The 11,935-nt window shown below is 61.8% G+C and carries 14 protein-coding genes; 4 read left to right on the top strand and 10 right to left on the bottom strand.

Features of this window, described 5'->3' with window-relative positions; translation table 11 throughout:
• Window positions 1-100 precede the first annotated feature (100 nt).
• Window positions 101-727: a S24 family peptidase gene (locus ACQ66J_RS03570; RefSeq protein ID WP_375548446.1), complete on the top strand. Its 627-nt coding sequence runs from the start codon at window positions 101-103 to the stop codon at window positions 725-727.
• 50 nt (window positions 728-777) lie between these two features.
• On the opposite strand, the gene ACQ66J_RS03575 is transcribed toward ACQ66J_RS03570, so the two are convergent.
• From ACQ66J_RS03575 to ACQ66J_RS03585, 3 genes are all read right to left on the bottom strand, one after another.
• Window positions 778-1,005 carry a helix-turn-helix transcriptional regulator gene (locus tag ACQ66J_RS03575; RefSeq protein WP_375548445.1) on the bottom strand — a complete coding sequence of 76 codons (228 nt, stop codon included), beginning with the start codon at window positions 1,003-1,005 and terminating at the stop codon, window positions 778-780.
• Window positions 1,006-1,008: 3 nt separating this feature from the next.
• On the bottom strand, window positions 1,009-1,428 hold the full coding sequence (locus ACQ66J_RS03580) for a hypothetical protein (protein WP_375548444.1): 420 nt from the start codon (window positions 1,426-1,428) through the stop codon (window positions 1,009-1,011).
• A gap of 139 nt (window positions 1,429-1,567) precedes the next feature.
• The gene (locus tag ACQ66J_RS03585) at window positions 1,568-2,335 is read right to left on the bottom strand and encodes a hypothetical protein (RefSeq protein WP_430430514.1); all 768 of its coding nucleotides are present in this window, start codon (window positions 2,333-2,335) and stop codon (window positions 1,568-1,570) included.
• A 97-nt stretch (window positions 2,336-2,432) separates the two neighbouring features.
• Between ACQ66J_RS03585 and ACQ66J_RS03590 the strand changes: the two genes are divergently transcribed.
• A complete protein-coding gene (locus ACQ66J_RS03590) occupies window positions 2,433-3,668 on the top strand; it encodes an alpha/beta hydrolase (protein WP_430430515.1) in 1,236 nt (411 codons plus the stop codon).
• Here the strand turns inward: ACQ66J_RS03590 and ACQ66J_RS03595 are convergent.
• The 6 genes from ACQ66J_RS03595 to ACQ66J_RS03620 all read right to left on the bottom strand — a co-directional run bounded on the left by ACQ66J_RS03595 (window position 3,665) and on the right by ACQ66J_RS03620 (window position 8,708).
• The gene (locus ACQ66J_RS03595) at window positions 3,665-4,543 is read right to left on the bottom strand and encodes an S-methyl-5'-thioadenosine phosphorylase (protein ID WP_430430516.1); all 879 of its coding nucleotides are present in this window, start codon (window positions 4,541-4,543) and stop codon (window positions 3,665-3,667) included. The two genes, ACQ66J_RS03590 and ACQ66J_RS03595, sit on opposite strands and share 4 nt — an antisense overlap.
• Window positions 4,540-5,148, bottom strand: a complete 609-nt coding sequence (locus tag ACQ66J_RS03600) for a GrpB family protein (RefSeq protein WP_430430517.1) — start codon at window positions 5,146-5,148, stop codon at window positions 4,540-4,542. The genes ACQ66J_RS03595 and ACQ66J_RS03600 overlap by 4 nt, the downstream gene beginning before the upstream one ends.
• 92 nt (window positions 5,149-5,240) lie before the next feature.
• Window positions 5,241-6,047 (bottom strand): cytochrome c1, encoded by an 807-nt coding sequence (locus tag ACQ66J_RS03605; protein WP_430430518.1) that lies wholly within the window; start codon window positions 6,045-6,047, stop codon window positions 5,241-5,243.
• Between the two features lie 12 nt (window positions 6,048-6,059).
• Entirely contained in the window at window positions 6,060-7,352 is a 1,293-nt protein-coding gene (locus ACQ66J_RS03610; protein WP_430430519.1) for a cytochrome b, read from the bottom strand.
• A 12-nt stretch (window positions 7,353-7,364) separates the two neighbouring features.
• Window positions 7,365-7,982 (bottom strand): ubiquinol-cytochrome c reductase iron-sulfur subunit, encoded by a 618-nt coding sequence (gene petA / locus ACQ66J_RS03615; protein ID WP_375548437.1) that lies wholly within the window; start codon window positions 7,980-7,982, stop codon window positions 7,365-7,367.
• Window positions 7,983-8,264: 282 nt separating this feature from the next.
• Window positions 8,265-8,708, bottom strand: a complete 444-nt coding sequence (locus ACQ66J_RS03620; RefSeq protein ID WP_430430520.1) for a PaaI family thioesterase — start codon at window positions 8,706-8,708, stop codon at window positions 8,265-8,267.
• 84 nt (window positions 8,709-8,792) lie between these two features.
• Here ACQ66J_RS03620 and ACQ66J_RS03625 point away from each other — a divergent pair, with 84 nt between their 5' ends.
• Window positions 8,793-9,410: a TetR/AcrR family transcriptional regulator gene (locus ACQ66J_RS03625; protein WP_430430521.1), complete on the top strand. Its 618-nt coding sequence runs from the start codon at window positions 8,793-8,795 to the stop codon at window positions 9,408-9,410.
• Here ACQ66J_RS03625 and ACQ66J_RS03630 read toward each other — a convergent pair.
• Window positions 9,407-10,837, bottom strand: coding sequence for a sulfotransferase (locus ACQ66J_RS03630; RefSeq protein WP_430430522.1), 1,431 nt, complete (start codon window positions 10,835-10,837; stop codon window positions 9,407-9,409). The genes ACQ66J_RS03625 and ACQ66J_RS03630 overlap by 4 nt on opposite strands.
• Window positions 10,838-10,991: 154 nt before the next feature.
• Between ACQ66J_RS03630 and hemF the strand changes: the two genes are divergently transcribed.
• Window positions 10,992-11,891: an oxygen-dependent coproporphyrinogen oxidase gene (gene hemF / locus ACQ66J_RS03635; protein ID WP_430430523.1), complete on the top strand. Its 900-nt coding sequence runs from the start codon at window positions 10,992-10,994 to the stop codon at window positions 11,889-11,891.
• The last annotated feature ends 44 nt before the right edge of the window (window positions 11,892-11,935 follow it).

Consider the following 11,935-nt stretch of genomic DNA (forward strand, 5'->3'; position numbering starts at 1 on the left):
CATGCGTCTCTTCTGACTGCGCGCTGATCGGCCCCCTCCATTCCTCAAGGATTTTTTTCCTGCTATAAGAGCGTAAAGAGTCGCGTTATACGGTACACTTATGCTGACCCATGCCCAGATCTGGAACGGGATTGACCGGCTGGCCAATCGCGTCGGCCTGTCGCCGTCCGGGCTGGCGCGCCGCGCCGGACTGGACCCCACAACCTTTAATCCGTCCAAGCGAAAAAGCGCAGACGGCGCCAAGCCGCGCTGGCCCTCCACGGAAAGCCTCGCCAAGGCGCTGGACGCCACGCATGTGGGGTTTGACGAGTTCGCCGCCCTCGCCATGGGCCGCAGCCAGGGCCGCTCCGTGCCGTTGATCGGCTTTGCTCAGGCGGGCGATCACGGTTTTTTTGACGATGCAGGCTTTCCGTCCGGGTCGGGCTGGGAAGACATCCTGTTTCCCGGCGAGGAGGGCGACGGCGCCTATGCGCTCGAGATTTCTGGGGAATCCATGGCCCCCGTTTATCGCCATGGAGACCGCATCGTCGTCAGCCCCGAAGCGCCGCCGCGCCGCGGCGACCGGGTGGTGGTGAAAACCCGCGAGGGTGAAGTGATGGCCAAGGAGCTGGGGCGGGTCACCGCCGACAGCGTCGAGCTGATCTCGCTCAACCCCGCCTATGACAACCGTAACCTGGCCACACGCGACATTGTCTGGATGGCCCGCATTGTCTGGGCCAGCCAATAGCGAACGCTCCCGCACGTGAAAATGCGAGGGCGCCGAACGCCGAAAACGTCTTAGGGGGAACGCTCCGGCGCATACTCGAACACCTCGGTCAGAGGGATTTGAAACACAGCCGCGATCTGAAACGCCACTTCGAGCGAGGGGGAGTATTTGCCCTGTTCAATGGCCAGGATCGTCTGCCGGGTGACGCCGACGCGCTTGGCGAGGTCGGCCTGGGTCATTTCATCGGCGTGAAACCGAAGTTCGCGGATGCGGTTCTTGATCTGGGTGGATTTGGCCAAGGCTTACACCCCCACCCGGTAATCAATCGCACGCTGGACCCCTTTGAAGATTTCAGCGCCGGCAAGGCCCGCCAGAACCATATGGGCGACCCAGTACACATCGAACCCCAGCCAGGCGAGATTGAGCGCCAGAATGGCCCCCGCCCCCAGCACATAGCCCGAACGGGCGTCCGCACGCATCTCGATGAACTTGTCACGCTCATCCGCGTCTTCCGCTTCGTCCGGCGACCAGACCGCGACGATGATATGGGCGATGATCGAATAGAAGATGATTGCAGCGGTCAGCCCGATAAAGGGCATGCCGAGCTGGGAGGGCTCCGCCTCGCCGCGGATCACAGCGACGCCCAGATCCCCGAAATACCCTCCGAAGACCAGAACCATGATGACCGTCATGACCAGATTACTTTTTTCTTGAAACGACATGTCAAACTCCTTTGATCTGATGTCGAATTTTTTTGACACGTCGAGGTGTAAAAGAAGGCGGACCTCGTGTCAAATATTTTCGACTTAGAGAATGAAATTTATAACCTGAAAACTGAACCTTCAAACTAAGTATTTGAAATTACTCTTCCAGCAGCCGCACCGCTTCGACCTGCGCCGCAGCAGGATCTGTGTTCAGCAGATTCAAAAGGTGCTCTGAAAGCACTGAAACCGCCTGCCCTACAGCATCCTGGGATGACGCGTTGATCGCCCGGTTCATGAGTTCCGCCGCTTCCTCGCCGTGAGCGACCGGATCGGCGGCGACCAGCGCCACAGCAAAGCGATAGGGAATGGCGGCGGGCGCGCCATCCATCTCGACGGACTGACGCATCAGGGCCAGGCCCTCCGCCTCATTGGCGTCAAACATGCCCTCGCCCGCCCGGCGCACGACTTCCAGGTGCCAGGCGCCTAGCATGGCAGGGGCCCAGGGCTCTGACGGGTCGAGACGCAACGCCTCGACCATATGATCGCGCCCGCGCTGCGGAAGCCCCATCATCACGGCGCGCACTGTGTTCACATATCGGCTCTGATACCCCAATCCGGCGGCGAGGCGCAGATGCGCCTGGGCGTTGTCAGGCTCCAGCGCCAGCGCGGCTTCGGCATATTCCTGTGCGCGCAGCGCCGCCTGACGACGCTCCCGACGCGACAGCCCCTCGGCCTGATCCAGAGTGATCGGCATCAGCGCGGCTTCAGAGGCGAGGATCAGGGCGGAGACATCAGAGGCCTGGCTGGCCGCCGCTTCAGCGACGCCCCATTGGCCGGTCTCGAACGCCGCCATCGCCGGGGCGGGCGCTTGAGCGAAAGCCGGAGTGGAGAGGAGAAGGACGGAGAAGCAAAGCGCTCGCATCATTGTGAAATGTCCTCATGAGGCGCTGGCGGACAGCTCAAATACAAACAGGGTGACGCCATGACGCGTCCAACAAGAGCACAACCATGAGGAAGCCTCAATGATACTCGCCGTCACTCACGCGTTGATGATGACGCTCAGTCTGGCCCAGGCCGAGCAACATCCCCCTTATGAGTGGAATCGTTATCCGCTCTGCGAGCATGTCGAAGCGTATGTCCCAGAGCCAGGCGGCCTTGAAGCGCGCCAACGCTCAATCGCGCTCGAGGCCTGCCAGCTTCCCACCGACATGATCAGCATTTCAGATGTGGACGCTGGTCTGAACGGACAGAGTCTCGCCCTCTTGCCGGATCTACAACGCTCTACAGTGACCATACTGGCGCGGCAGGACGACGACGCCAGCCTGGGCGTTTTAGGAACGTTCAGAATGCCGCTCACCAAGATCGGAGAGGGGCGTTATGCGGCCCGGCTGCGGCTGGCGCACATGGACACCGCTCTCATGACGGTGTTCTTGAATTCTGAGTCACCGACCACGAACACCGAGCCGGTGATCTGGCGGGGGCCAATCGCGCCGGACCAGGCTCCGCGCCAGTCTGAGCTCCTGGGACGGGTTGAGCATCATGAGGTCTTCAGCGAGGCGCATGGCGAAACCCGTCGGGTCGATGTCTATCTGCCGCCCGAGCATGACCTGAATGCCGGGCCTTATCCCGTCGTGTTCATGACCGACGGCGCAGAAACCGCTCATTTCGCCCATCAGGTCGAGGCGGCGATCAAGGCTGGCGAACTCGCGCCTCTCATCATCGTGGGCGCCCGTTCCGGTCAGTCCGGCGTCGTGGAGGACATGTCAGACTTCCCCACCGATCTGCGGGCGGCGGACTATCTGGCTGGCTGGTATGAGGGTGAACCCCGCGCGCAAGAGCATCAGCGCTTCTTCGCCAACGAGCTGACAGACTGGGCCTCAGAGCGCTTCGGGGCGAGCATGCAGCGAGAAGATCGCGCCGTGCTGGGCTTTTCAAACGGGGCCAGTTTCGCGCGTGACGCCGGCTATAGACGTGGCGATATGTTTGGATGGGTGATGGCCTATTCACCCGGGCGAGGCCCAATTCGCAGCGTTGAGGACATAGACCATCCCCGCGCCCGGTTTCGCTTTGCAGCCGGCTGGTATGAACCCGGCTTCCAGCTTTCATCTCAGCTGACCCATGAAGTCCTGAGCGCGGCGGGATATGACAGCCGTATCGAGCTGTTCAGCACAGGGCATACCCGCGATGTGCGTGATGTGGTGCTGAGTGACTGGCTGGGCGAGGCTTTTCCCCCGCCCGCGCCAGTCACTCAGCCCTAGCGGTTCAGCACCCGCCCGGCAACGGCGTCGAGTTTGGCCAGCAGCGCCGGGTCTCGCTTTTCAGGCGCGGTGATGATGGCGAATTCGAGCGCTTTTTCGATGCCTTGCGGGCTGTCGGTGCGCGGGTTCGCCGCCATCGCCTTCACCAGATTGCGCACCAGGGCGTGCGCGTGGGCGGTGTTGGCGTGCATGGTCTTGAGGATGTCGGAAATGTCCACATCCGCGTCCTCGGTGCGCCAGCAATCATAATCGGTGACCATGGAGACGCTGGCATAGGGCAGCTCGGCTTCACGGGCGAGCTTGGCTTCGGGCATGTTGGTCATGCCGATCACGCTGCAGCCCCATTGGCGATAGAGCTGGCTTTCCGCGCGGGTGGAGAATTGCGGGCCTTCCATCACCAGATAGGTTCCGCCGCGCTGGACGGTCTCAACGCCCGCCGCTTCGGCCGCATCCGCCGCCATGGCGGACAGGCGCGAACACACAGGGTCCGCCATCGCCACATGGGCGACGCAGCCTTCAGAGAAGAAGCTTTTATTGCGGGCGAAACTGCGGTCGATGAACTGGTCCACCACCACGAAGGCGCCTGGCGCCAGCTCTTCCTTGAGCGAGCCGACCGCTGACAGAGACAGAACATCCGTGACGCCTGCACGCTTGAGCGCGTCGATATTGGCGCGGTAATTCAGATCGCTCGGCGGGATGCGATGGCCTTCGTCATGGCGCGCCAGGAACACCAGCTCCACACCCTCAAGCGTGGCGTGCACCAAAGTGCTCGACGGATTGCCCCAGGGCGTGCCCACCGAGTCCTTGCGCATGTTTTCCAGACCGTCCAGGCCATAAAGGCCGGAGCCGCCGATAATCCCGAGTTTCCAGCTCATTCTTCGGTTCTCCAGTATGAATCCGGCACGCCCGGCGCCCAATGATGGATCTCCGCCCAGCTTTCCGCCGACCGCAGAACAGTCGAGATGAAGGGGCGCTTGATCGCCTGATACGCTGACCGGTCGCTGCGAGTCTTGTCCGCCAACGCCATTTTGAAGTCGCCATAATCCCGGCGTGCGCTCTCATTGTCGCGCAGGAAGTCGCGCATCAGCAGCATGTTGCGTGCGCCCGCCGCGCCATTGCGCCGGATATGAATGTGCAGGCGGCGCTGGCCCTTGGCCTCACGGAAATAGACCTTGCGCCAGTCATCCGGTCCCAGGGACGGCGCCGTGTCCAGATTGGGTTCGTCGCCGGTATTGTCAGGGCGGTGAACAAAGCCCGCCGCCTTCATGGCGTCCACCAGCCCGTCATCCTCCAGGTCAATAACCAGCGCCTGAATGTCGATCACATCCTTGGCGGCCAATCCCGGCACCGCCGTCGAGCCCACATGGTCGACGCGCAAGGCGCGAGACCCCAGAGCGACGCACACGGCGTCGGCAAAGGCCAGACCTTCTTCCGCCCAGGCGGGGTCATGGGGGGACACATGGATTGGATCGCGGCTCATGATCGGTCCTTTAACACCGGTGGCCTTCAATAGAAACGGGCCGCCCGGATGTCCGGACGGCCCGCAATTTTGTTCCGTCTAAACGCGAAAGCCTAGTGCTTCACGTTTGACCAGACCTGACGGTACGCGGCGTACAAAAGACCCGCCAGCGCCAGAAGATAAATCATGACCATCAGGCCCATCTTCTTGCGCTGTTCCATGTGCGGCTCGGACGCCCAAGTCAGGAAAGTGACGAGATCGTGCGCCATCTGTTCCTTGGTGGCTTCAGTCCCGTCGGCGTATTCCACCAGACCGTCCTGCAATTGCGGCGGCATGGCGATCAGTTTGCCAGGCATATAAGGGTTGTAATACTGGCCGACGCCGACATCGATATCGTCGGGGACTTCATAGTCATAGCCCAGCATCAAGGAGCGGATGTATTCCGGGCCATGATGGCGTGCTTTCACGATCACCGAGAAGTCCGGCGGGATGGCGCCGCCATTGGACGCCGCAGCCTGCGCATCATTGGCGTAAGGGCTCGGGAACCGGTCAGCCGGACGGCCGGCGCGCTCGAACATGTCGCCATATTCGTCGGGGCCGTCCTCGATGAAATATTCCGCCGCAATGGCCCGAACGATCGGGTTGTCATTGGGGTTGGGATATTCCTCGGTGTAGAACGGACCGCCCTGTTCGCCCAGATTGCGGATGTGCAGTTGCTCCATGCCGTGACAGGCCGAACACACTTGCTGGTAAACCAGAAAGCCGCGTTGCAGCTCGCCCCGGTCATAGCTGCCGAAGGGCCCTTCCCAGGACCAGGTATGCTCTTCGGGTTCGTAATACTCGCCCGCGCCCATGGCGGCCGGGGTCGCCAGCGCCAGGGCGCCGACAGCCACGGTGAGGAGGCGTTGGATCGTTTTCATCTATCGCTCTCCTTATTCAGCCGGAGCGGCGGACGCCGCCGGCATGTCTTTTTTGCCTGAACCCAGCACCGATTCCTCGATGGAGGCCGGACGTTGGGTCGGCTTCTCGATGAAGCCCAGAAGCGGCAGGATCACCAGGAAGTAGGCGAAGTAATACACAGTCAGCAAACGGCCCAGCCACAGGAAGTCCATCCCAACCGCGCCCAGCACCGGAACCTTGTTGTCGGGCAGCTCAGCGCCGCACCAGCCCAGACCCATGCATGCGATCACGAAGAAGATGAAGAACCAACGGCCCAGAGGACGATAGCGCATGGACCGCACCTTGGAGGTGTCGAGCCAGGGCAGGATGAAGAGCACCGCAATGGCGCCGAACATCAAGATCACGCCGCCCAGCTTGTCAGGCACAGCCCGCAGGATGGCGTAGAAGGGCAGCAGATACCATTCCGGAACAATGTGCGCCGGGGTCACCAGCGGGTTCGCCTCGATATAGTTGTCGGCGTGGCCCAGAGCGTCCGGCCAGTAGAACACGAAGAAGGCGAAGATGATCATAAAGACGATGATCGCGAAGCCGTCTTTCACCGTGTAGTACGGGTGGAAGGGCAGCGTATCCGCCTTGGTCTTCACCGTCAGACCCGTCGGGTTGTTATTGCCCGGAACGTGCAGCGCCCAGACGTGCAGGCCGACAATGCCGGCGATCAGGAACGGGATCAGATAGTGCAGCGAGAAGAAGCGGTTCAGCGTGGCGTTGCCCACTGAGAACCCGCCCCACAGCCATTCGGTGATCGGCGTGCCGACCAGCGGCAGAGCGCCGAACAGGTTGGTGATCACCATGGCGCCCCAATAGGACATCTGGCCCCAGGGCAGCACATAGCCCAGGAAGGCGGCGGCCATCATGAGCAGGTAGATCACGACGCCCAGGATCCACAACAGCTCTCGCGGAGCCTTGTAGGAGCCGTAATACAGGCCGCGCAGCATGTGCAGGTAGACGGCCAGGAAGAACATGGACGCGCCGTTGGCGTGAATGTTCCGCAAGAGCCAGCCAAAGTTCACATCGCGGTCGATGCGTTCAACTGAAGCGAACGCATAATCGATGTGGGGCACATAGTGCATGGCCAGCACGATGCCGGACAGGATCTGGATCATAAGGCAGACAGTGAGGATGCCGCCGAATGTGTACCAGTAGTTCAAATTGCGCGGGGTGGGGAAATCCACGAAGGAATCCCAGCCCAGGCGCACGATCGGCAGGCGCTGGTCCAGCCAGCGCTCCACACCGGTTTTGGGTTCGTATGTGCTCGGTCCGCTCATTCTTCGCTCTCCCTAGCCCAGACGCAATGTCGTCGCCGAGATGAAGGTCATCGGCGGAATAGGCAGATTTTCCGGGGCCGGGCCACGGCGAATCCGGCCGGCGGTGTCGTAGTGCGAGCCATGGCACGGGCAGAACCAGGCGTCGTAATCGCCTGCGCCTTCAGTCGGAACGCAACCCAGATGGGTGCAGTTCGCGCTGGAGACGAGGAGAGAGCCGCGTAGGCCTTCGTCCACTTCGACGCCATCATCGATCAACGCGGTGAACGCAGACCGGTTCTGGTCAGTGGCGGGCGCGCTGTCTTCCAGATTGGCGTTGCGCGCTAGCTGATCGGGAAGGCGAGACACCTCCACGTCCGCAGCTTCCGTAATTTCGGTCGCCGTGCGGCGGCGCACGAAGTGCGGACGCTCACGGAACATCACCGTGATTTCCGCGCCTTCTTCAAGCGCGCCGACATTCACCTCAGTGGTGGACAACGCAAGCGTATCCGCCGCCGGGTTCATCTGATCGATGAACGGCCACAGCGTCAGAGCGCCACCGACGCCCACTGCTCCAACCGATGCGATGTAGAGAAAGTCCCGGCGCGACGGCTCGTCGCCGCCGGTCTCAGGATTGCTGTTCACGTCCGTCACGTGCCGACCTCTTGAATTCGAACTGCCCGCCCCGCAGAACCTGGCAGGCCCCACGCACGCTAGCGCGCGATCTCAGACTTAGCCTAACGCTGCGACTTTTCCGTGCGACGTGCTGACGCAGCCCCGTTAAGTCTACAACGCAGATAGAGGGGCGGAGTAATGCGCGCCCCCGATTTTTTCAACCTGATTATCCCGTTTCCTGCGCGTGATTTCGCCGCAAACGCAGATTTTCCCCAGTTAAAATCTCAAAGAAGCGTTCGGATTTAGTGACAGGCTTGGCGTTCACCGCTCGCCGACAGGCAAAATCGTGGCCTGAGCGACAGCAATGAGTTTTTCCCCCTCGTCTTGCTCTGCAATGATATCCACACGGACGACAACCTGTCTTTTGCCGGCTTTGATCACTTGAGCCCGGGCGCGAAACGCAGACCCGATTCCCGGCGACAGAAAGTTCACAGTGAACTGTGACGTGACCACGTCGCCCACCATAGTGGCCGCAGCGTACGCGGCGGCGTTATCCGCCAGAAAGCCGACCAGACCGCCATGCAGGAAGCCATGATGCTGGGTCATGTCGTTCTTGCGAAGCACCAGACGCGTCTCGACTGCGCCGTCCTCAGCCTTGATGACCTCCAGCCCCGTCCAACGGGTGAAGGGCTGGACCTTGATGACCTCTCGAAGCAGCGCAGCATCAGCCACGGCGGCTTCTGGCGGGCGTTGTGCAGATGACATGAAAACCTCTCATAATAGACCGACCGGTCTACATAGACATTCCCAGCAGCATCGTTCAAGCTCTAGTTCAAGGAGAGTTCGCGCATGTCGTCACCCAAACACCCTTCGGTCGCCAGCCCTGCCCGCAAACGCGGGGCGTCCCGGACACGCTTGATCAGCGCCGCCGCTCAATTGTTTCAGGAGCAAGGGTTCGCCGCGACGGGGTTGTCAGAAGTTCTCGACCGCGCACAAACGCCCAAAGGCTCGCTCTATCATCACTTTCCGGGTGGAAAGGCCGAGCTGGGCGTGGCCGCGATGGAGTCGGCCGGGCAAGTCTTGCATCAAACTCTGACCGCTCGCCAGGAGAGCCAAGGCTCATCAGCCGGGGCCATACGCGCTTTCGCCCAGGATCTGGCCGGTTGGCTGGAAGGCTCTGACTATACAAGAGGGTGCCCCATCGCCACGGTTGCTCTGGAGCAAGCCAATGGCGCCCCGGAACTCGTCGCAGCGATCCGTTCAGCCTTTGATCGCGTCATCAAGGGGCTGGCGGACCAACTGGTCGCGGAAGGCCAGACGCCGGAGCGCGCTCATCAACTGGCCACGCTGTGCTTATCAACGCTCGAAGGGGCGCTCATTCTCGCCAGATCGCAGCACTCCAGCGATCCGGTCAGCATGGCCGGCGAAGAGCTTGCTCGTCTGATCTCAAGCGAGGCGTCAGCCTAGATCAGCCCCGCCCGCTCCAACGCAGCGCTCAAAGGCTCAAAGCGGTCTCCCGCCTCTGCATGAACGCCCACGCGATCCGTTTTGAGGGCTTCGCTGCGCAGCCAGGCCTCAGCCGCCGCCGCGTCTCCGTCCACACCGATGAAGTTGGCCACGTCACGCGCCACGGTTTGCGGATCGCTGAGCATATCCTCGTAACGCACCGTGAGTATCCGGTCTGGAAAAATCGATTCCCAGTGCTCGCACAGGAGATTGTGGCATGCCAGAACACGGGCGATGTCATCGGGATGATAGGTCCAGTGCCGCGCCTTGCGAAACCGGGTCTTGTAGATCGACCAGGCCAGATCGCGCGGATCGCGGAAAATCCGAACCATTTTTGACGCCGGCAGGCAAACGCCGAACGCGCCCGCCGCCATTTCAGACAGGGAGCTGGGGTCGATGATCCGTTTCGCCGGACCACCCAAGGCCTCCTCGGCCTGCCCCAGATAGCGCTTGGCGACATCGCCCAGCACATTGCGGCCCCATCCGGCTTCAATCGCGGCTGAAATCTCTGACAGGGTCTGATCGCCCAGAGACGCGGCGTTCAGCCAGAACAGGCTGTTATTGCGCATCAGTGCGGTAGTATCGGCGTCCGCCGCCAGAACCTGGCTCAACCAGTCCGCGCCGCCGCAAGGCGGTGCGATCAGCAACACCGGGCGCGCGTCAATAACGCCCGCCTCTTCATGCTGATCGACAAATTTTGGCTCATAACTGGCGATCAGCGCCTTGATCGACTGCTCGTGGCGCTCGGTGTCAAACGCCGTATCGCCCAGACAAAAGGACGCGCCTTCGGCCACGCGCATGGCCGCGACAGCGTCCTCGCCCACATCGCGATAGGCCTTGGCCAGCGTATAGGCCAGCACGCCGCGTTGGGTGGAGGACATGTCAGCCGTGTTCTGGATACGCATTTCCTCCAGCGCGGCCAGCTCCGCCGAACCTGATTCAAACGTGATGCACTCAGACAGGCCTTCCCACGCCATGACGTCGAACCGGTCCAGGCTGATTGCGCGCCGAAAGCTCAACGCCGCCAGGTTGGTGCGCCCCAGCGCCAGAAGGGCGCGACCCGCCCGTCTTTGCAAAGCCGGGTCATTGGGCGCTTGGGCGATCAGTCTCTCCAGGACGTCGAGCGCTTGCTGATGGCGGCCCAGCCCGGTCAGCGCGGCGACGAGCCAGAGCCAGGATTGCTGATAATTGGGAGAGGCTTGCGTCAGCCGTTCCGCCGCCTGAAAGGCGCCGACCTCATCACCGACTTCAAGCGCCAAGCTGGCCACTTCACCCCATTGGCTGCCCAGCTGGGGCGCGGCCTCGATCAGGCGGCGCGCCTCAACAGAGACGGACAACAGGTCTTCACGACGACGCGCGTCGCGCAGGTCAGTCAAAGGGTCAATCATGGCGGTCAGCGATCCACATTCAGACAAGGCTTGATATGGCGGCGCAGACTAATGCCCGCCTGTCGCGTGCGCCAGCGCTTCAGGCGCCGTTTGGACTTGCCAGCGCGCGCCGAGATGTATCTTTTCACACCGCCCAGACCCTTGAGGAGCGAGCATGTCTGCAACCGCCAAACCTAGCGCTGATGCTCTGGCTGATCGTCGCGCCCGCGCCAAAGCCTGGTTTGAGGACCTGCGAGACCGGATCTGCCTGGCGTTCGAAGCGCTTGAAGATGCCGCCGATCCAGCGCTCTATCCAGGCGAGGCGGGACGGTTTGAACGCACGCCCTGGACGCGTGGCGACGGCGGTGAAGACCTGGGCGGCGGCGTGATGGGCATGATGCATGGTCGCCTGTTTGAAAAAGTCGGCGTGCATGTCTCCACGGTCTTTGGCGCGTTCAGCCCCGAGTTCGCTGCCCGCGTGCGCGGCGCCGAAACCGATCCGCGCTTTTACGCGACCGGCGTCTCTCTGATCGCCCATATGCGCAATCCGCATGTGCCCGCCGTGCATATGAACACACGCTTCATCACCACCACGCAAAGCTGGTTTGGCGGCGGGATGGATCTCAATCCGACCCAGGACTATCAGCGCGACAAGAGCTTTGAGGACAGCGTGTTGTTTCATGAGGCCGCGAAAGCCGCCTGCGACGCCCATGACCCCGCGTACTACTCGCGCTTCACAGACTGGTGCGACGAGTATTTCTGGCTCAAGCACCGTCAGGAATCGCGCGGCACGGGCGGGATTTTCTACGATCATCTCGACACTAGCGACCATGACGCGGACTTCGCGTTCACGCGCGATGTGGGCGAGGCCTTCGTGAAAGCATACCCGCAAATCGTCAGAACGCGCATGGACACGCCCTGGTCCGATGACGACCGCGAGGAACAACTGGTGCGCCGCGGCCGGTATGCCGAGTTCAACCTTCTTTATGATCGCGGCACCAAATTCGGGCTCGAGACCGGCGGAAACATCAATTCCATTCTGTCCTCCATGCCGCCCCATGCCCGCTGGCCATAAGCGAAATCTTAATCTGCGTTAACGACCAGTTAGCAGACTCATCA

Source organism: Oceanicaulis sp., assembly GCF_965284345.1.
Lineage (GTDB): Bacteria > Pseudomonadota > Alphaproteobacteria > Caulobacterales > Maricaulaceae > Oceanicaulis > Oceanicaulis alexandrii_A.

What these genes read in the sequence shown, in the direction of transcription:
- ACQ66J_RS03580 (WP_375548444.1), bottom strand. Translation starts at nt 1,428, where the DNA reads ATGTCGTTTCAAGAAAAAAGTAATCTGGTCATGACGGTCATCATGGTT.
- ACQ66J_RS03610 (WP_430430519.1), bottom strand. Translation starts at nt 7,352, where the DNA reads ATGAGCGGACCGAGCACATACGAACCCAAAACCGGTGTGGAGCGCTGG.
- ACQ66J_RS03595 (WP_430430516.1), bottom strand. Translation starts at nt 4,543, where the DNA reads ATGAGCTGGAAACTCGGGATTATCGGCGGCTCCGGCCTTTATGGCCTG.
- ACQ66J_RS03625 (WP_430430521.1), top strand. Translation starts at nt 8,793, where the DNA reads ATGTCGTCACCCAAACACCCTTCGGTCGCCAGCCCTGCCCGCAAACGC.
- ACQ66J_RS03630 (WP_430430522.1), bottom strand. Translation starts at nt 10,837, where the DNA reads ATGATTGACCCTTTGACTGACCTGCGCGACGCGCGTCGTCGTGAAGAC.
- hemF (WP_430430523.1), top strand. Translation starts at nt 10,992, where the DNA reads ATGTCTGCAACCGCCAAACCTAGCGCTGATGCTCTGGCTGATCGTCGC.
- ACQ66J_RS03605 (WP_430430518.1), bottom strand. Translation starts at nt 6,047, where the DNA reads ATGAAAACGATCCAACGCCTCCTCACCGTGGCTGTCGGCGCCCTGGCG.
- ACQ66J_RS03570 (WP_375548446.1), top strand. Translation starts at nt 101, where the DNA reads ATGCTGACCCATGCCCAGATCTGGAACGGGATTGACCGGCTGGCCAAT.
- ACQ66J_RS03590 (WP_430430515.1), top strand. Translation starts at nt 2,433, where the DNA reads ATGATACTCGCCGTCACTCACGCGTTGATGATGACGCTCAGTCTGGCC.
- ACQ66J_RS03620 (WP_430430520.1), bottom strand. Translation starts at nt 8,708, where the DNA reads ATGTCATCTGCACAACGCCCGCCAGAAGCCGCCGTGGCTGATGCTGCG.
- ACQ66J_RS03585 (WP_430430514.1), bottom strand. Translation starts at nt 2,335, where the DNA reads ATGATGCGAGCGCTTTGCTTCTCCGTCCTTCTCCTCTCCACTCCGGCT.
- ACQ66J_RS03600 (WP_430430517.1), bottom strand. Translation starts at nt 5,148, where the DNA reads ATGAGCCGCGATCCAATCCATGTGTCCCCCCATGACCCCGCCTGGGCG.